The following is a 20,046-nucleotide window of genomic DNA, read 5'->3' as shown; positions in this document are numbered from 1 at the left end:
TAATGAATAGGTGGATTATTTATATTTTAGGTAAGAGAGGAAGCCATGCTCAACATTGCTTTTTTTAGCTCAAAATCATACGACGAAAAATCATTTGAACTTGCAAAAGGCGAACTCAACGCTGAATTTCATTTTCACGATTTTCGACTCACTACAACAACAGCAAAAATGGCGCACGACAACGAAGTGGTTTGTGCATTTGTAAACGACGACCTATCGCGAGATGTGCTAGAGATTCTAGCGCAAGGCGGCACTAAGCTTATTGCGATGCGCTGTGCAGGTTTTGATAAAGTCGACCTAGATGCAGCTAAAGAGCTTGGCCTGCAAGTGGTGCGTGTTCCAGCTTATTCACCAGAATCGGTAGCAGAGCACACGGTTGGCATGATGATGTGTTTGAACCGTAAACTACACAAGGCATACCAACGTACTCGTGATGCGAACTTCTCCCTTGAGGGGCTAGTTGGCTTTAACTTCCACGGTAAAACCGTTGGTGTGATCGGCTCTGGAAAAATTGGCCTAGCGACCATGCGTATTCTGAAAGGTTTAGGCATGAACATCTTGTGCTACGACCCATACCCTAACCCATTGGCAAAAGAACTGGGCGCTAAATACGTAGAACTCGACGAGCTTTATCAAGAATCTGACGTAATTTCTCTACACTGTCCAATGAGCAAGGAGAACTACCACCTGTTGGATGCAACAGCATTTGGCAAAATGAAAGATGGTGTGATGATCGTCAACACCAGTCGCGGTGAACTGCTTGATTCAACAGCCGCAATTGAAGCGCTCAAACAAAGCAAGATTGGTGCGCTTGGCCTTGATGTCTACGACAACGAGAAAGAGCTGTTCTTCCAAGACAAATCTAACGATGTGATTGTAGATGACGTATTCCGTCGCCTATCAGCTTGTCACAACGTGTTGTTCACAGGTCACCAAGCTTTCTTAACTAAAGATGCTCTGTTCAACATTGCCAATACAACGCTAACCAGTGTTGATGCCTTCTTTACTGGCAACACCAGCGGCAACGAATTAGTCGAATAACGGGCTGAATTAATAACAAACTGCTTTGATAACAGATCGTTTTAGTAACAGGTTTTTTAATAAAAGATCGTTTTCTAAAATATCAAGCCACGCTAGTCCTAAGTGAACAGCGTGGCTTCTCGTTTACCCCATATTCAAAAACAGTTCTAAACGCAGAAATGACAATCTTCGGTATCTAAGCCATAGACACCGTTTCTAATGGCAAGGTGCTCTTCCCCTGCTTTCACACCCATCTCATAACCTGCATTCAAGACCGTTTGATCCATAGTTAAACGCTTCACTGCGAACGCTTCTGGTGGCGCAATCACCTTGATGGTCGCATCTTTTGGTGGATTACGAATGAACTCCAAAGACTGGTTATAGTTTTCGGCACGCACCGCCATCGACTCTGCAATATTAGGGAATTTCTTTAGCAGCTTTTTCAGCATCCACTGATACTTCTGCGGTTTCATTCGGTAGCTTAATGGGTGAGAAAGAATCACCGTAATATCACGAGCACCGCGACGATAGGCTTCGCGAACCGGAATCGAATCCGCCACGCCCCCATCGGTGTAACAGCCACCAGAGAAACACGGCGTTTCACGATAAGCGATAGGTAAAGCGGTGGTAGCTTCCACCACGTTAGAAAGGTTTTCTGGCTTGATGTGATAATAATCGGCATTGCCGGTATCGACGTTAGTCACAGCAGCAAGCAGTGGAACACTTGAGAACAGCACACCACAATCGAGTGGATAACGATGATTAGATTCATCCCACAGCCACTTTACGTCCACCAAGTTGCCACCTTTAGCAAAGCGAGCTGGGTTAAAGAACGTCTTATCGGTCGCCATGGTCGTAATCACGTTGTAGCTGCGTTTTGGCGCTTGAGATAAGTAACCAACCAGATTCGACACACCCGCAGATACGCCAATAGCAAAATCATAAGGACGGAAATCATCTCGCATAAAGGCGTCCAACACTCCGGCAGCAAAAATACCTCTCATTGCTCCACCTTCAACGATTAATGCGCTCTTACTCATCTCAAACTCTTCTACTTTATAAACTGATAGCCGTAGGATAATCCGTTACCCTAACTAAATATAATGGGATGAGTTTATTAATTTGATAGGCAAAAACTATCAATAAAAATGGTGCTTAATTTCAAACAGTTGGTATGGCTCACCTAATAGGATATCAATCAATACATCTCACCTAATACACTTCACGGAACACACCTAACTTGATACATAGAATGATCAAAAAGGCCGCAGAGTGATTAACTCAGCGGCCTTCTGACTATTTAAACGAGTTTATTGATTACGACTTAAATTCACTTACATCGATTTCAAGCAGTTTACCAATGCCCTCGCCGTAAGCTGGATCGGCTTTGTAACAGTGTCTTAGGTGACGCAGTTGAATCTCTTTAGGCACACCGCCTAGGTTACGCGCTGTGTTATCAAACAGAATCGCTTGTTTTTCTGGTGTCATCAGACGGAACAGATCACCCGGTTGTGAGAAGTAATCTTCATCTTCGCGGTGATCCCAGTGCGCTGCCGCACCATCTAGGTTCAATGCTGGTTCTGCAAAGTCTGGTTGCTCTGCCCATTGGCCTTCATTGTTTGGCTCATAGCCTAGTGTGCTACCAAAGTTACCATCAACACGCATTGCTCCATCACGGTGGTAGCTGTGTACAGGGCAACGAGGTGCGTTCACTGGGATATGCTGATGGTTAACACCCAAACGGTAGCGCTGCGCATCACCGTAAGCAAACAGGCGACCTTGCAGCATTTTGTCTGGTGAGAAGCTAATACCCGGAACCACGTTCGCCGGGTTGAATGCCGACTGCTCTACTTCAGCGAAGAAGTTTTGCGGGTTTCGGTTCAATTCAAACTCGCCCACTTCAATTAATGGGTAATCTGCGTGTGGCCAGATCTTAGTAAGATCGAACGGGTTGTACGGCACTTTCGCTGCATCCGCTTCTGGCATCACTTGCACTTTCAACGTCCATTTAGGGAAGTCTTGGTTGTCGATACTGTCTAACAAGTCGCGTTGGTGGCTTTCACGATCATTACCGATTAATTGCCCGGCTTCTGCATCAGACAGGTTTTTAATACCTTGCTGAGATTTGAAGTGGAATTTCACCCAGAAACGTTCGTTGTCTGCATTAATAAAGCTGAACGTGTGGCTACCAAAACCGTGCATGTGGCGGTAAGTAGCAGGAATACCACGGTCACTCATCACGATGGTGATTTGGTGTAGCGCTTCAGGTAGAGAAGTCCAGAAATCCCAGTTGTTTTTAGCACTGCGCATATTAGTGCGAGGATCTCGTTTCACCGCATGGTTTAGATCTGGGAATTTAAGGGGGTCACGAAGGAAGAATACTGGCGTGTTGTTACCCACCATATCCCAGTTGCCTTCTTCAGTATAAAACTTCAATGCAAAGCCACGGATATCACGCTCAGCATCAGCTGCACCGCGCTCACCTGCCACTGTCGTAAAACGAGCGAACAAATCGGTTTTTTTGCCTACTTCAGAGAACAATTTGGCCTTAGTGTATTTGGTGATGTCGTGTGTAACGGTAAAAGTACCGTAAGCACCAGAACCTTTCGCGTGCATACGACGCTCTGGAATCACTTCGCGGTCAAAATGCGCCATCTTTTCTAAAAACCAAACATCTTGAAGCAGTTGAGGGCCACGTTTGCCCGCGGTTTGAACATTCTGGTTATGAGCGACAGGACAACCCGAAGCTGTGGTCAGTTTTTTACTCATGGTCTATTCCTTAGGGTTAAAGATGTCACATCGTTGCCACATCTTAAATTTAAGAGGGTTCACTATTTAAAACCACTAAATTACTATGGGTAAAGAATAGACCTGAGCTGGAATAAAATATAATCGTTTATATTTATCGTTGCTATCTATAAAACCTATCGAACCATGATGTTAAGTAACCAATTGTCAAACATCACTTTATTTCAATATCGCATGACCTACTTTCAGAGTCGCAGCGATATTTCTCGCCGTTCTGGTAAGGTTTAGTTCAGCTTCTTGCAGTACCTGATTGAGTGGTTGAGGAGAACGTACAGTTCCAAACAAGCTGCTCATTTCATCATATAAGGCTTCGACTTCAGTACCTAAAGATCCTGCAATTCCTATGGTGGGAATACCTTGGAGGCTTGCTCGCTTAGCAATGCCGTAAGGTGTTTTGCCTTGCAGAGTTTGGTTGTCCATTTGCCCTTCGCCAGTAATCACCAAGTCGGCACCTTTCAATAGATCATCAGCTTGTAAAACATCGAGCACCATCTCAATGCCGGGTTTAATTTGGATATTAAATAACAAACCAAGTCCCATCGGCGTGCCACCAGCTGCGCCATAACCCACGCGCTTGTAAACAGGCTCATCGCCACCGACACAACCTTGCATTTCTGCAACTTGAGCAAAATTCTCAAGCGCTTTATCCAGCAACAAGACTTGTTGCGGTGTCGCGCCTTTTTGTGGACCAAATATATGGCTGGCACCTTTATCACCACACAATGGATTATCAACATCACACGCCAAAATCAAATCGACATCAGCGCAGCGAAAATCTACGCCAGTAAGATCAATAGAAGCTAAATCCGCTAATGCAGCACCACCTCGGCCAAGCTCTTGTCCATTGCTATCTTGCCCTTTACTATCTAACAAGCGCCCACCTAGAGCTTGAACGATACCCGCACCGCCATCGTTGGTCGCACTGCCACCCAATCCAAGAATAATCGTTTGAGCGCCCTGCTCTATCGCTTCCAAAATCAGCTGTCCTGTTCCAAAAGACGAAGCAATCAACGGATCACGCTGTTCTGGTTTCAATAAATCCAAGCCCGATGCTGCAGCTATTTCAATCAATGCCGTTTTGTTCTGGTTATGCTCCGATGGTTCAAGCATCGCCCATTCAGCATTAACCAATTTTCCCAATGGCCCTTCAACTTGATGTGCTCGCTTTTGCCCTGCCAAGCCTTGCAGCAAAACATCTACCGTTCCTTCACCTCCGTCAGCTAAAGGTAAGGTCACGTATTCAGCGTCAGGAAAGATTTCACGAAAGCCCTTTTCAATGCACGCCGCCACCGATACAGCAGATAAAGATTCTTTAAACGAGTCTGGTGCAATAACAATTTTCATACTGAGAGTTCCAAAAGAATATTAAATTTTGTCAGTTGATTTTCATTCTATTTGCTCTAATAAAGCAAGAACAGCCCTTCATAACCACCAATATGAATTTCAGTCACATACTCTCCGATGTTGCCGTTTTCATCGACAGGCTTCATCGGCACGCCCAATACAATCATCAGCTTCTCTGCCTCATAAAAGCTCGAATTCTTACCGTGGAAATCCGTGCGGTACAACACACGACCATTGCTGAACTCTCTCGCTAGCACCATATCTTCAGGGCCGCCAGCGGCCACCTGATTTTTAGATTGATACATAAAGTACGTGAACGTCGGTAGAACATGAGTCATACCATTGGGCAGATCAGCATGCACCACTTCACTCATCGATGAATCACCAACGATGGTGTAATCAGCGAGCTGAGGTGTCGATGTCGATAGCATCAAAGGAATTGGCTCAAATCCCTGTAGGACCTGATGACTCGGCTCTCCCAAATCAACGGCTAATAACGAACTAGGTTGATAAGCGATATTTTTAGGGACACCACTTTGCCAGAAAGTGTCTGCAGTCGTGTTACCACTTCCATAGACGTAACCATTGTTCCACTGATTAAAATAGCTATGTTGAGCGTGTCGATTAAGGTGATAAATAGCTAAGGTCGAGTATTGGTCTTTCTTCCAATTATCTTCACTATTGCCAAGATACTGGACTCGCCCGTAACGCGTTGTCGCGTGAAAAATAACTCTTTGTCCATTATAGGCGAGCGCAGAATTATCCCAGAACTTAGAGATCCCCGAGTAACCACTAAACCCAGTAGACGGAAAAATGTAGTGCTCTCTCAGATACAAAGACCCGGCCTCGCTAAGATGAGACTGTCCATTTCGCCCTAGCAAGTTCGCAGTTCCGAGGTTCAATCCAATAGACGCATCACTTTCTAAAGCAGATAGATTTTTGAGAAACGCTGAAAATTGTTGTTTGTAGAGATCATCCGCTTGATTCGAACCCGCAACAGCTCCTAACTCTTGAACATGTCCGCCAGAGTGAACATAGAACTGGTTCGAACCAATAAGCTTATTTGTGTCGTCGTTGTACGCACCATTCAAACCTTGGCTTGTCCAGCTTTGCTTATAGTACCAATGAATAGCTGATAAATAATCCGCGTTTGCGACGTTCGTTAACGACCAAGATGAATTCGTGCTCCACATTCGACCAAATGGCACCACTCTTGATTCCCAACGAAAACGCGCTGTTGCCTTCTCATTGGTTCGATTTCGATACTCGCTTGACGACAAGTAGTTATCGCCATTCAGGTCTGCAGACACGTCAAAGCCACGAACTTTTCGCCATTGGCTGATAGCATTGCCATCCGGAGTTGTGGTCGGAGCGTCGGTTAACTTGACGGTCGGAAAGCTGTTTTTGAGTTTTACTTCTTTTAAACGCGGCCTGTCGTCAGCGTTCTCACTTTGCCAACGGATTCTCACCACATACAAACGTCCAGCATCACGCACAAAAGTCGACCCAAAATATGGTCCCCCACCATAACTCGCACCGCTCCCATCGTGTGTGGTTACCCTGACCCAATCAGCAGGAACATCCCACAACACAGTTTCGTCTTTCCGCATGTTAAGGGTTTTATCTTTCTTTAAGTCCAACACAGACCATTGTAAAACTTGCCCATGAGCATCCGTTTGGGTTGGATATTCAAGCCAAAACTGACCGCCAGATGCAAACTGAGAGAACTTCAGTATCAGCCTTTCAAACTGTTCAGCATGATAGACATACAAAGCCCCGCCCTGTTCGAAATTCTCAAACACATCGGCATCCCAAGGAGGCTCTTGATACAGCCAAAAGCCCGCATGATCTTCACTGGCTGTATAGCCCAAGATCATAGGCTTTCCACTTAAGAGAGTATTTTCACCGTGGGTGTTATCAACTTCTGCGAGCACTGTATCTTCAGAAAAATGGAGAAAGAAGTCTTCAAAATTAACGCCATGTAATTCTGCGTTATTACGAAGGTCGTTCTCCAACCAACCAGAATTGAGCTCCAATTTTTGGTTATACATATACCCAATTGTCGTAGTTCGCTTATTGTCGGTTTTATCTGCATAAGAGCCAAATACGAGGTCACTGTTCGCAATTTCCCAATCAATGACAGCATTCGCAGACATTGGGGAGCCCGAAAGATCAGCGCCGGATTCATGTTGCCCTGGCAGTACAATCGCTGTACCAACAGCAAAAGAATAGCCGGTGATTAAATATGAAGGAATGAGTGCGAGCAGCCCAGAAATGTAGGTTTTCATGAGTCAAACTTCCTAATCGATACTATTGTCACTCAAAATACCTCATTTAGAATCAACATATTACGCGTCAAATTAGGGAGCAATGTAAGAAAAAAGTATCGTCTAGAAAAGTTCATAGTTCAAGCGTTAAGCCACCCGGTTCGACGAGCATTTAAGTGTGCCATCGAATACCCGAATGAAGACGCTCTGAAACTACCGCCAGCTTAAGGGGGAAATGACGACTTCAATACAAATACGACCTGATTTTGAGGTTAAATAATCGCGTTAGTAGATAGAGAAACATAACGAGATGATTGGATTTACGCATCTAATCTCAGTTTCAAGGCCCCTCTATTGAAACTCAACTTAGATCAGCTAGTCTCGGTGATCTAAACAAGAACGATGACAATAGAGAGTGGTAAATAAAGTAATGTACGTTGACTATCATAAGCGGCTGATTCCGGTTGTCCGCTATTTAGAGAAGCACTTTAACGAGCCACTCAACCTAATAGAAGTCGCGGCGTTAGCCAATTTTTCACCTTACCATTTTCATCGCACTTTTAAGGCTATTCAAGGCGAGACACTTGCGGATTTCATCAGGCGACTGAGGCTTGAATCCGCAGCTGATGATCTTTTCAAATCCAAGCAACCAGTCCTGAATATCGCACTGGAATATGGTTTCTCGTCCTCGCAAAGCTTGGCCAAAGCATTCAAACAGCACTTTGGAGTAACTCCTACGGCATTTCGTGATTGTGAAGATTACCAAGCGTTTTCTGAGTTGACGCGAAATAGCAAGATTGGACACACGTTGCGCAAGAATGGAAACGCAGCAACCGCAAGCAATTCATATACTGACTCCGAACCAACAACATGGAGTAGGACAATGAAAACGAAACAATTCGAACCGTCAAAACTAGCGTATGTACGAGTGACAGGCCCCTATGGACAGGGTTATGAAGAACCAAGCGGTCGTCTTTATCAATGGGCCGAAATGAAAGGATTAGCAGATAACAGCTGCATCTTTATCTATCATGACAATCCAGAAATCACGCCGAACGATAAATGCCGTACTGACATCTGTTTGATGGTTTCAGACGATACTGAAGTACCAAATGGGATCGAATTGAAAGATTTTCCTGGCGGACAATATGCAGTGATGCGACAAACAATCACCGAGCCAAACCAATACGCTAAAGCTTGGGACGACCTGATGAGTAAGGTCATAGAGTCCGGCATAGCAACCGAAGACCGCCCTTGCTTTGAGCTTTACCACAGCTATGATCCGCAAACTCAACATTCAGACGTAAGTTTCTGTACGGCTATCAAATAGTCACAAAGCCTACCATGTGTAGGCTTTAACTCTTCTCGCGACCATCTACATTATCTTAATACCGTAAGAACAATCTTTCATAGACATTAGAATCCTTTGCTGGAAACAAGTAGGGCGCAATAATTTTTTTCCTTAGTGTTTCTCATGTTGGGAACGAAGACAACCTGAAACTACCGCCAGCTTAAGGGGGAAATGACGGCTTCAACCCTAAGGCCACTTGAGTTCGGGACGAAATGATTATGTTGGTCGTTATAAAAACCAAATGAGCGCGGATTAGGCTTACTGTGTCAGTATAAAATCGATAAAAACCACCTACGGATGTAAGTGGTTTTCAACGGAATAAATAGAAGGGATATATTTAGGTGCTTGAGTCGCTTTAGCTAGATTTTGTCTACCTTAACAACCTCATCGTTAAATTTAATGTATTCCACATTGGTAATCTTGTCCGTTCCAATCGATTTACCAGAAATTTGTGTCACACCACCAGCCAGATTTTCAATCGAATAATCGTTTTTGTTACCATTTATCTTCAATACATCGGTACCATCAGATCCATCGAAAGTGTTGTTAGCAGAATTCCCCTCAAAATAATTATTCTGTGAATTACCAAGTATATCTAAAGCCTCAGAACCTACGATTTTCAAATTTTTAATATATTGAGATTTAAAGGTGTACTTTTCTTTATCATCAGAAGAAATTTGGATCTTAAATGTATTATTTAACGACGGATTCGCTTTTAAATACGTATTGACCTTTGCACTATCAATCCTTGCCGTATATTGATGATATTCAGGCAAAAATTCTTTGACGATAGCAAAACCAGTACTATCACTAGGCAAAGTTTCTCGGGTAACGTAACGGTAGTTATCCATTCCTCCAAACTCAGTTTTAAACCCACCGTACAGTCCGTAATACGTGTCGACTAGTGCAGCAAAATACTCATGAGAAAAAGTTTGCCCCATCTTATATTGTTCAGGCATTCCTAGGTCTTTACCTATATCATCACCGCCCCAGTCGCCATCCCATTGCTCTTCACGTTTTTCATCGAAAGTCGCACCACTTGCTTGTGGGCTCCAGATAGAACTACGAGCTACATAATCTTTGCTAGGATCTTTATCCTCGTAAACATATAGGCCTTTTACGCTGTCATACCGATAATCTTTGAAGATACTCAAGCTATGTTCAGTTATTCTCTTTTGTAGTCCGCCTTTACTACCATCTCCGGTTAAAGGTGCAATTCCTTGAGCTTGAGTTATATGAAGAATTTCCTCTATTGAAGCATCTCTTGTACTAGCAGGACCAGTGAAATACTCAGGCTCACCAACGTATATCGTTTCGTTATAACCAAGCGCTTGGCTATGTACAAACCAACCATATTTTTTGAATAAATCATTATCTAAAGCTATCAACTTTAGATAGTTGTCAGCCGTAGCAGAAGCAAGTTTAGGCTCACGAACTTTCAACAACCTCAGTAGCTCTTGCTGAATATTACCGACATCACCTTCCGTTTTAGCCATAAACAACGTAGCCTGACGCTTACTCATTGTTTTAAAAACATCCAGTTTAGTCAGCTCCGTATTCGCTCCATTTTCGGATAAAAGAGAAGTCCATACACCAATGGCTTGACGCAGATCCTCATCACTACCTTTGGTCGCGAGAATGGTAATACTAATACTTGGATCTGAGCGTAATGGTATTTTAATAAAATAATCAAAGCCCGCATCTTTTGCTATCTGATAGTTACTTGGAAATACCGTATTAAAAGCACTATCGACATTGTAATTGGTAATCAAACTCGATTCATTTGGCAAGGTAAACCCAGGGGTTGGTGCCGGCGTAGGGGTCGTAGCGGCAGTACTCTTACTATCGCTACCACATGCAGAAAGCAAAGGTAAAATTGCAAGGATTGTTAGGGTAATTTTATTTTTGTTCATTTAAACACCATTGAAATATAAATGCACCTACACACACATAAGAAGCAACTGATTGTATTTTCATCTATTAATCATAAAAATACTTTCATTTCAATTAGCGATACTTATATACGTGACACCCATTCATCTCAATTATATTTACACCAAAATAGGGTTAACTCATACGCTTAAAAACTAAATATTTTTAACATTAGATTAATCCCAATCCATTAATCCCGGCTCTTTCCCTATCGATTAGGAAAATTTAATTCGACTTCCCCATCACATTACCTAAACAGTAAGGTCAACGCCCTCCTAGGCTATTTACAACCTCTTGTTCCACCTCCCTTGATGGTCGCGGTCGCAATTTTCTTGTGTATCGAAACTGACGTGCTTATCGATATTCTTCAATGTAATCCCAACCTGACTAAACGCCTTTTGGATAGCAACAGAGACACTCTGCTGACCTTCGCCATTTAGAAAATTCGTTCTATCCTGATTGGTATCGAATACGCAGACGATTTTCAAACTTTGCGGGAATGAAGAGAAGTTGACCGAGTGAGTCACCCAAAGAAAACCATCGTAGCTTTTCAACGTATCTTCACAAACGTCCGTTAACACGTCTCTGATTTGATTTTCGATCTTCTTATCTGATTTGCGCATGAAGCAAAGCTCCTATTTAACACCTTAAAAAATAAGGTTTTTCGATCAATATTTCCTTAACCGACATTGGACACTGTGGCTGTTTCAAATGCAAAGTATTTGTGGGAAGCACTAGAGGTGAGGTATTGGATAGATGTTATATTGGGCAACAACGAACTACCTAAGTAACGACCATGGTTCTAAGTTGCGACCAAGGTTATAAGTTACGATAGAGACTCTATGTGAGAAAGTGCTTCTGAATAGAAAAGAACACTAACCCGCTTGCCAATGGCTCATCAAGCGCTTACCAAGATCAGAAGGTGTGGTGTTATGGACGATCATCTCATCACATTGGTTGAACACCATGAAGTGTTTTAGCTCATCGCATAAAGCATGAACCAGCGACTCATGGTTCTTAATTCGTGCTTCCACAACCAAGTTATGAATATTGAGCAAACCACTCTTCCTATCAACTTTACAATCCATTCGTGCCACCAGCTCACCTTGCCACAGAATCGGTAAGCTAAAATAACCAAACTGACGCTTAGCTTCAGGTACATAACACTCAAGAAGATAATCAAAGTTGAACAATGATTGCATTCGCTTTCGTTGAATCAACAGGTTATCAAACGGAGACAGTATCTTTAACTTGGTTCTAGAAAGAGGTTGATTCAACAGTTCAAAAGCATCGGGCAACACGTAGTAATCAGAGCCTTGAACATCCACCTTCACCACTTGTTTGTCTTCAAGCATCTGCTGGAGTGCCTTCTGTATCAATGGTTTGGTGTTCTTAAGGAGGTAGCTCATTTCCGACGCAATTCCCACACCGTTCGCTTCTAAATAACGCGTGATCAGATGCTCAATATACTCTTGTTCCGTTGGTTCAGAGGTATCAATGCCACTCGGCAAGACTCGCTCGGTTAGGTCATACACCTTATGAAAGTTCACTCGGCTCGGCACCATTAAGTCACCTTGCATGAACAAGATTTCGAGTGCCTGTTTGGCCGGTTTTCCACCCCACCCGCCGGGGTTTGGTCTATCCCCTTCAAAGTCTTTCGCCATTAATGGCCCTTCGCTCTCAATACGTTTGAGAACATGCGCCATCAGTGCGTCATCTTTTTTATACCAATGCTTAAGCTTACCGCTCGCAAACCCGTTCTTTCGATGCAGGCTGAAACGATAATCACGCATAGGCAGATAAGCGGCAGCGTGCGACCAATACTCAAACACCTCTCGACGCTCTAACAACCTATCAAGATGATTCAGTTGGTAGTCTTGATTTCGATTCCACAACGTATGATGGTGGGCTCGCTGAATCACAGAGATAGTATCAATTTGCACATAGCCAAGGTTTTCAATCGCAGACAGCGTGTTCGCCAAAGCGCCCCCATTACGTTGCTTTTTGGGTGGCAATTTTTGCGAAAGCAGTACAATTTTTTGCGCTTGGGCGAGTGAAAGTGATTCTATGCAATTCAAGTTCTGTTTATTCCAAATGCCATTAATTAGGCGTACCAGCAGTAAAAATGGAACCCTATATTGATGAGCAGACTTTCAATAAATCTTAGTAAAGCATAAAAGAATTACGCTAGCAGCTTCTCTAGCACTTGGAACACACCTGCATCAACGTTACTTGGCGCGCCAAAACGAGCGGTCTCTTTCAGCTTAGGATGTGCGTTTTCCATCGCGTAAGAGTGGTAGCTCTCTTTAAGCATTTCCAAGTCATTCAGGTAGTCACCAAAACTCATGGTCTGTTCGTAAGTGAAGCCGAGTGTGTTTTGCAGGTGCTTAATCGCCGCACCTTTTGATGCCTCTGCGTTCATCACATCCAACCAAATTTTTGCACTGACCACCACTTGGTAGTTCTCACCGAATTTGGCATCAATAGTTGGGTTCACTTTCTCTTGTGAACCATCGAAGTGACAGATAGCCACCTTGATGAAATCGTCTTCTACCGCCAGTAAGTCTTCTACTTGCGCACGGCGATGGTAGTACTTAGAGATCTCCGCTAAAGCACGCTCATCTTTGGTTTCAATGTATGCCGATTTCTTACCACATAGCACCACATGCGCGCCTTCAATAGCACGAGCTTCTTTAATGATCTCTTTGATGGCATCAGTATCAAGTAAGCAGCTGTATAGCTCTTGTCCTTTATGCATCACTAATGTGCCGTTTTCAGCAACGAACATCATGCGATCTTTAAGTGGGGCAAAAGTCTCCATCAAGCTGTAGTACTGACGACCCGATGCCGCAGCAAAAATAATGTCTTGAGCTTCTAAGCGCTCATAAAGATTGAAAAATTCTGGGTCTAACTTTCCGTGTTCATTAAGTAGAGTGCCGTCCATATCAGCAGCGATAAATTTGATGTTCTGTTGTGGCATTTCAGGGCTTACCTATAAGTAATACCAATCGTAGTAAATAACTGTGATTGGTATGAAAATTAAATAGAAAATTATGATTTTTCGTTATCTTGTGTAACGGTTCTGCGTTCGATTATATCGCTAGAGTAGCCAGTGAATGCAATGCTTTTCGGTCGATTTCTTTGTTTAAATCTAAGATCTTGTTTATGCGCAATAAGAAGGTAAAAATAGATAAGAATCGAATATCAAGCTTAACTAAAACCACTGATCTGAGATGCCGTTTAAGCCGACTTTTAAATTTCGCGTTGACCGCTAAAAGAAATAGGCTTACTATCAATCGTCTTTTAACGATTAGTAGTAAGTGAGCCACCTAAGTATGACTGCAACATGCCAAGCAACAGATAGCTGTTCTCTACCTCTTCCGCCAAGTAATACTGAAGCAGAAAAAGAGATGGCTGCGTTAGCAAAAGCACTCGCTCATCCAGCGAGAATTCGTATACTTAGTATCTTGTCCGCTTTAGAAAAATCGGGAGGTTGTTTGAACAGTGACTTGGTTAGCGAATTAGGTTTGGCGCAATCAACCGTATCAGAGCACCTCAGAATCTTGAAAACCTCAGGCTTCATCACTGCTGAATCGATACCACCGAAGATGTGCTACCGCATTAATCGAGATAATATTCAGCAATTTGAGACGCTTATCAACACCATATTAAAATAGATTTATCACGCTTAGTTTGTCGAACACAATAAACTAAGCGTATTTTTTGCTTTTAAATATCGCCATTCGACGATTGGCGATACCAACCAAAGAGAAAATATCATGAAGCCAAAATTAGGTTTTCTAGATCGTTACTTAACGCTGTGGATTTTTATCGCCATGGGCCTTGGTGTATTGCTTGGCACCTTGTTCCCACAAATCGAACAGTGGAACGAATCAATGTCTGTTGGCACAACCAATATTCCACTTGCGATTGGCCTTATCTTAATGATGTATCCACCTTTGGCTAAGGTTAACTACAACCTATTGGGCACTGTGGTCAAAGATAAGAAAGCCATCAAACTATCTCTGATCATGAACTGGTTGGTTGGCCCTATCCTAATGTTCGTATTGGCACTGACGTTCTTGGGTGATCACCCAGGTTACATGGTCGGTGTGATTCTGATTGGTCTTGCTCGTTGTGTGGCAATGGTTCTAGTTTGGAACGATATTGGCGGCGGTAACAAAGAGTACGGCGCGGCATTGGTTGCTCTAAACAGTGCATTCCAAGTGGTGAGCTACAGCTTTATGGCGTGGCTATTCATCAGCGTTCTTCCGCCAGTGTTTGGTTACGAAGGCATGTTGGTTGATATCTCGATGATCGATATTGCACACAGTGTACTTATCTACCTAGGTATTCCATTCCTAGCGGGCTTCTTAAGCCGTAAGATCCTTGTATCGATGAAAGGCGAGCAGTGGTACAACGATGTGTTTATTCCACGCATCTCTCCAATTACACTGATTGCACTACTGGCCACTATCGTTCTGATGTTCAGCCTAAAAGGCGAGATGATTGTTGAGCTGCCAATGGACGTATTGTTGATTGCTGTTCCACTGACTATCTACTTCACAGCGATGTTCTTCATCAGCTTCTTCATTGGTAAGAAGATGGGTATTGAATACGACAAGAACGCATCAATTGCATTCACAGCGACAGGTAACAACTTCGAGCTAGCGATTGCCGTTGCCATCTCAGTATTCGGTATTAACTCAGACCAAGCGTTTGCAGGCATTATCGGCCCACTAATTGAAGTGCCCGTGCTGATTTACCTAGTGAACGTGGCACTTAAGATGAAAGACAAGTACTACAACGGTCTCACAGTGAAATCTGCGAACTAGAACTCGCTACTTTAAACAGAAAGGCTCACAAATTACTTTGTGAGCCTTTTCTTTATTCAGATTCATCCAATTTAAGTCTCATCCAGCTTATGTTTCGTCTAATAGGCCTTTCAATGCTTGTTCAAGCCAAAGCAATGCAGGTCCTTTCGATCGTGTTTTAGACAAAACAATATCAACGGGCGGCGACCATGTTTTGTGATCGAATGAGACATTAATCTCCACTAAACGCTGCTTATTCAACTCCTCTTCGACGAGGTGCTTAGGTAAGTATGCCCAGCCAATATCACTGCCGAGTACCATCTCTTTGATAACAATAAAGCTATTTGACCACCATACCTTGCCCGCAATGAGTGGAAATTGATCCATCATCTTACCTTTATCGCCTCTCAGCATGAGCTGACGATGTGGCAGCAAATCCGACAATTTCGCTACACCCGTTTTTGCAAGAGTATGGGTTGGATGACACACAGCAACAAACGGTAAGTGCCCAATAAAGCAAGGTTCAGAACCGACATCAAAAGCCAAGTTGGTGAACATCAAACCAAGGTCTGCTTTCTCGTCAACCACGAAGGGATTGACCTCTGTTGTGGTACAAGCAATCAACTCAACCTCAGTAGCAGGGAAATACTGACTGAATTCACTTAGGATTCTGGATAGATTGGGGACCAACAAGGAATCATCCAATGCGATTTTGATAATCCCTTCTTCGCCAGTTCCTATCGCACTAACGGAAGCATTGAGATCTTCAACCTGAAGTACGATTGCTTTCACCTGTTTAAATAACTGCTCGCCTGCTTTGGTTAGAGAAGGCTTTCGAGTCGAACGATCAAAAAGCTCAACATTAAAATCTATTTCAAGATTACTGATACCTTGGCTCACCGCCGACTGCACCTTACCTAACTCGCGAGCACTGGCAGAAAATGACCCTAATTCAACGGCATACACAAACATCTTCAGCTGTTCTATGTTGTACATTCGGTGTCTCCCAACCTTACCATCACCATATGTGATGCTAACTATCTTTATATTATCACTTAAATAGATATTATCTAGGCAAGTCATTAGCCTATCAGCGGCTATTTAATCGGAAAGAGAGTTAGAAAAATGTCACATAAAGAACGCATGTTGCACATGGTGCTATTTGAATTGGTTGCTTTGGTTTTAATGGCTGGGCTTGCAACCTATATTACAGGAAACGGCGCAGGTGAAATGGCAGGCTTAGCGCTCGCAATATCATTGATAGCGATGGCGTGGAACTACGTTTACAACTATGGCTACGACAAAATTTACGGAGCAGATCGAAGCAAAAGAACCAAAAAAACACGCGTTCTGCACGGATTAGGTTTTGAACTTGGCTTGATGACAGTAACTCTACCTGTCTTGATGTGGGTTCTACAACTCGACTTCCTAACCGTTCTGATCATGGACATCGGCCTAGTGATTTTCTTCGTACTTTACGCGATTGCGTTCAACTGGGCGTATGACTCGATCCGAGCTCAGTTAGTTGCGAGAGGAAAAGTTGCAGCCCTGGTTTAGAGTTGTAAGTTCGTAACTTATAACAAGAACAAACACCCAAATTAAAACTGCCAAACAACAACATAGTTGGCAGTTTATTCATTTATGCATATAAGTTCATTTATTAACTCCCTTCTAACATAGCAAGAACATCACATAGCCCCTCTCAAGCAAGTCTAATAATCCACCACTCACGAAGTAGCATCACAAATCCAAACACAAACTCCTCGTACCAGTTGTGCATTCATTTACATACAGGTAGTTTGAGCGACTTCGGAGCCTATCAATTCGAGTAATGACGTTCATGCGAGCTTCTTTTTCGAACAAAAGTGTTCGGATTAACATTTCAAGTGACTTTGATTAACAATTTTATGCTCAAACGCTCACTTTTAATGTTCGTTTGTTTTCGAGTTCGCAAATATATGCACAATACACGTGCTAGATAAGCAAAACTAACAAGGACTCGAACATGACAACAAACAAACACCCTTCTTTATTTGGGCAATGCTTGGCTGAATTTATCGGTACAGGATTACTCATATTCTTTGGCGTTGGCTGTGTGGCAGCATTGGTACTAACCGGTGCAACATTCGGACAATGGGAAGTCAGCATCATCTGGGGCTTCGGCGTAGCCATCGCAATTTACTGTACTGCCGGCGTTTCTGGCGCACACATTAACCCGGCGGTAACCATCGCACTGGCCATGTTCCATGGTTTTGATAAAGCGAAAGTTGTGCCTTACATCATTTCGCAACTGCTTGGCGCATTCTGCTCTGCAGCATTGGTTTACAGCCTGTACAGCAACCTATTTACTGATTACGAAATTGCGCATAACTTCGTTCGTAGCAGCCAAGACGCATTATCAACAGCAGGTATTTTCTCAACATACCCACATGCTTCACTTTCTTTCTTTGGCGCTTTTGCTGTGGAATTTGTGATTACTGCTGTTTTGATGTTCGCTATCTTAGCGTTAGGTGATGAGAACAACGGCGCATCTCGCGGTGCAATGAATCCTCTACTGATCGGTATTCTTATCGCAGTAATTGGTGGTTCTTTAGGTCCACTGACTGGCTTTGCAATGAATCCTGCTCGTGACTTCGGGCCAAAACTTTTTGCTTACTTTGCAGGTTGGGATTTCGCACTAAGCGGTGCTCGTGATATTCCTTACTTCATCGTTCCAATTCTTGCTCCAATTGCTGGTGCGTGTTTTGGTGGTTGGTTGTACCCACGTGTTATCGGTGCTTACCTACCAGTAGAAGGCCAAGGCTGCACAATTCCAAACCAATGTGAAACAGAAGAAGAAGCTGAACAAGCTCAAGCTTAATCCCTAAGCGACCTTACATTTACTAAAATATAAATAACGAAAGAAAAAGGATTCTTACCATGACCGAGCAAAAATACATTGTTGCCCTAGACCAAGGCACCACAAGTTCTCGCGCTGTAATCCTCGACCACGATGCAAACATCGTTAGCTCTTCTCAAAGAGAATTCACTCAGATTTACCCGAAAGCGGGTTGGGTTGAGCATGATCCAATGGAAATCTGGGCGACTCAAAGCTCTACATTGGTTGAAGCACTTGCTAAAGCAGGCATTCGCAGCGACGAGCTAGCGGGTATCGGTATCACTAACCAACGTGAAACCACCATTGTTTGGAACAAAGAAACTGGCAAACCGGTTTACAACGCAATCGTATGGCAGTGTCGCCGAACTGCCGACATCTGTGAAGACCTTAAAGCACGTGGCCTAGAAGACTACGTACGTGACAATACAGGCTTAGTCCTTGACCCGTATTTCTCAGGTACCAAAGTAAAATGGATTCTAGACAACGTTGAAGGCGCTCGCGAAGACGCTGAAGCTGGCAAACTACTGTTCGGTACGGTCGATACTTGGTTGGTTTGGAAAATGACTCAAGGACGTGTTCACGTTACGGATTACACTAACGCGTCACGTACTATGTTGTTCAACATCAACGACCTATGCTGGGATCAAAAGCTACTTGATGAAATGGGTATTCCAGCAGTCATGATGCCTGAAGTGAAGCGCTCTTCTGAGGTATACGGTCAAACGAACCTTGGTGGTAAAGGCGGTACGCGTATCCCAATCGCTGGTATTGCGGGTGACCAACAAGCTGCACTATACGGTCAAATGTGTGTAGAAGCAGGCCAAGCGAAAAACACTTACGGCACAGGCTGTTTCCTACTGATGAACACAGGCCAAGAGAAAGTAACCTCAAAGAATGGCCTACTGACTACGCTAGCGTGTGGTCCTAAAGGCGAACCTGCATACGCACTTGAAGGTGCAGTATTCATGGGCGGCGCATCAATCCAATGGCTACGTGATGAGATGAAGCTACTGGCTGGCGCTGAAGACTCGGAGTACTTCGCAACAAAAGTAGATTCTTCGAACGGTGTTTACGTAGTACCTGCGTTTACTGGTTTAGGCGCACCATACTGGGATGCTTACGCTCGCGGTACGATTGTTGGCCTGACTCGTGGTGTTAACTCTAACCACATCATCCGCGCAACACTGGAAGGTATTGCTTACCAAACTCGTGACGTACTAGACGCAATGCAAGCTGACTCTGGCATCAAGCTAGCGAAACTACGTGTTGATGGCGGCGCAGTAGCGAATAACTTCCTAATGCAATTCCAATCAGACGTGCTTGATACTGAAGTTCACCGCCCTGAAGTAACGGAAGTTACGGCTTTGGGTGCCGCTTACCTTGCTGGCCTTGCGGTTGGTTTCTGGGACAGCATTGACGAGCTTCAAGACAAAGCCGTTCTTAACCGCACGTTCATGCCACACCACGACGAAGAGAAGCGTAACCGCCGTTACAAAGGTTGGAAGCGTGCGATCAAGTGTGCACAGGTTTGGTCTGAACTGCACGATGACGACGAAGAGTAATCTAAGCGTGAGTTAACAGAGGAGTTCGAATAATTACTTTCTTGTCGATTGGATTGTTCGAACCTCAGTA

General features: G+C 43.6%; 16 protein-coding genes. 7 read left to right on the top strand and 9 right to left on the bottom strand.

The annotated features are described in order from the left end of the window. The first annotated feature begins 45 nt into the window (after positions 1–45). A complete protein-coding gene (locus Q5H80_RS14990; protein ID WP_304570226.1) occupies positions 46–1,041 on the top strand; it encodes a 2-hydroxyacid dehydrogenase in 996 nt (331 codons plus the stop codon). Positions 1,042–1,187: 146 nt separating this feature from the next. Here Q5H80_RS14990 and Q5H80_RS14985 read toward each other — a convergent pair whose 3' ends face one another. The 4 genes from Q5H80_RS14985 to Q5H80_RS14970 all read right to left on the bottom strand — a co-directional run bounded on the left by Q5H80_RS14985 (position 1,188) and on the right by Q5H80_RS14970 (position 7,460). Then, the gene (locus Q5H80_RS14985; protein ID WP_304570225.1) at positions 1,188–2,060 is read right to left on the bottom strand and encodes a patatin family protein; all 873 of its coding nucleotides are present in this window, start codon (positions 2,058–2,060) and stop codon (positions 1,188–1,190) included. 277 nt (positions 2,061–2,337) lie between these two features. Then, a complete protein-coding gene (locus Q5H80_RS14980) occupies positions 2,338–3,789 on the bottom strand; it encodes a catalase (protein WP_304570224.1) in 1,452 nt (483 codons plus the stop codon). A gap of 198 nt (positions 3,790–3,987) precedes the next feature. Beyond that, positions 3,988–5,172, bottom strand: a complete 1,185-nt coding sequence (locus Q5H80_RS14975) for a glycerate kinase (RefSeq protein WP_304570223.1) — start codon at positions 5,170–5,172, stop codon at positions 3,988–3,990. A 56-nt stretch (positions 5,173–5,228) separates the two neighbouring features. Next, positions 5,229–7,460: a hypothetical protein gene (locus Q5H80_RS14970; RefSeq protein WP_304570222.1), complete on the bottom strand. Its 2,232-nt coding sequence runs from the start codon at positions 7,458–7,460 to the stop codon at positions 5,229–5,231. 409 nt (positions 7,461–7,869) lie between these two features. Between Q5H80_RS14970 and Q5H80_RS14965 the strand changes: the two genes are divergently transcribed. After that, complete coding sequence (locus tag Q5H80_RS14965; RefSeq protein WP_304570221.1) at positions 7,870–8,769, top strand: GyrI-like domain-containing protein; 900 nt, start codon at positions 7,870–7,872, stop codon at positions 8,767–8,769. A gap of 380 nt (positions 8,770–9,149) precedes the next feature. On the opposite strand, the gene Q5H80_RS14960 is transcribed toward Q5H80_RS14965, so the two are convergent. From Q5H80_RS14960 to Q5H80_RS14945, 4 genes are all read right to left on the bottom strand, one after another. Beyond that, the gene (locus tag Q5H80_RS14960; protein ID WP_304570220.1) at positions 9,150–10,703 is read right to left on the bottom strand and encodes a hypothetical protein; all 1,554 of its coding nucleotides are present in this window, start codon (positions 10,701–10,703) and stop codon (positions 9,150–9,152) included. 303 nt (positions 10,704–11,006) lie between these two features. Beyond that, positions 11,007–11,345, bottom strand: coding sequence for a Fis family transcriptional regulator (locus Q5H80_RS14955; protein WP_304570219.1), 339 nt, complete (start codon positions 11,343–11,345; stop codon positions 11,007–11,009). Positions 11,346–11,597: 252 nt separating this feature from the next. Next, the gene (locus Q5H80_RS14950; protein ID WP_304570748.1) at positions 11,598–12,791 is read right to left on the bottom strand and encodes a winged helix-turn-helix domain-containing protein; all 1,194 of its coding nucleotides are present in this window, start codon (positions 12,789–12,791) and stop codon (positions 11,598–11,600) included. A gap of 113 nt (positions 12,792–12,904) precedes the next feature. After that, a complete protein-coding gene (locus Q5H80_RS14945; protein ID WP_304570218.1) occupies positions 12,905–13,702 on the bottom strand; it encodes a Cof-type HAD-IIB family hydrolase in 798 nt (265 codons plus the stop codon). Positions 13,703–14,057: 355 nt separating this feature from the next. On the opposite strand from Q5H80_RS14945, the gene Q5H80_RS14940 reads away from it, so the two are divergent. Both Q5H80_RS14940 and arsB read left to right on the top strand, forming a co-directional pair. Further along, complete coding sequence (locus tag Q5H80_RS14940; protein ID WP_304570217.1) at positions 14,058–14,399, top strand: helix-turn-helix transcriptional regulator; 342 nt, start codon at positions 14,058–14,060, stop codon at positions 14,397–14,399. A gap of 102 nt (positions 14,400–14,501) precedes the next feature. Further along, on the top strand, positions 14,502–15,557 hold the full coding sequence (gene arsB, locus Q5H80_RS14935) for an ACR3 family arsenite efflux transporter (protein WP_304570216.1): 1,056 nt from the start codon (positions 14,502–14,504) through the stop codon (positions 15,555–15,557). Between the two features lie 87 nt (positions 15,558–15,644). Here arsB and Q5H80_RS14930 read toward each other — a convergent pair whose 3' ends face one another. Then, a complete protein-coding gene (locus Q5H80_RS14930; protein ID WP_304570215.1) occupies positions 15,645–16,532 on the bottom strand; it encodes a LysR family transcriptional regulator in 888 nt (295 codons plus the stop codon). Positions 16,533–16,661: 129 nt separating this feature from the next. Between Q5H80_RS14930 and Q5H80_RS14925 the strand changes: the two genes are divergently transcribed. The 3 genes from Q5H80_RS14925 to glpK all read left to right on the top strand — a co-directional run bounded on the left by Q5H80_RS14925 (position 16,662) and on the right by glpK (position 19,976). Further along, positions 16,662–17,093 (top strand): PACE efflux transporter, encoded by a 432-nt coding sequence (locus Q5H80_RS14925; protein ID WP_304570214.1) that lies wholly within the window; start codon positions 16,662–16,664, stop codon positions 17,091–17,093. 448 nt (positions 17,094–17,541) lie between these two features. Then, the gene (locus tag Q5H80_RS14920) at positions 17,542–18,396 is read left to right on the top strand and encodes an MIP/aquaporin family protein (protein WP_304570213.1); all 855 of its coding nucleotides are present in this window, start codon (positions 17,542–17,544) and stop codon (positions 18,394–18,396) included. Positions 18,397–18,455: 59 nt separating this feature from the next. Then, positions 18,456–19,976 (top strand): glycerol kinase GlpK, encoded by a 1,521-nt coding sequence (gene glpK / locus Q5H80_RS14915; RefSeq protein ID WP_017108454.1) that lies wholly within the window; start codon positions 18,456–18,458, stop codon positions 19,974–19,976. Positions 19,977–20,046 lie beyond the last annotated feature (70 nt).

Origin of the sequence: Vibrio sp. SNU_ST1, assembly GCF_030563405.1 — a bacterium.
In the GTDB taxonomy this organism is placed as follows: domain Bacteria; phylum Pseudomonadota; class Gammaproteobacteria; order Enterobacterales; family Vibrionaceae; genus Vibrio.
Note: the sequence above shows the minus strand (reverse complement) of the source record. Positions and strands in the feature narration are given on the sequence as shown.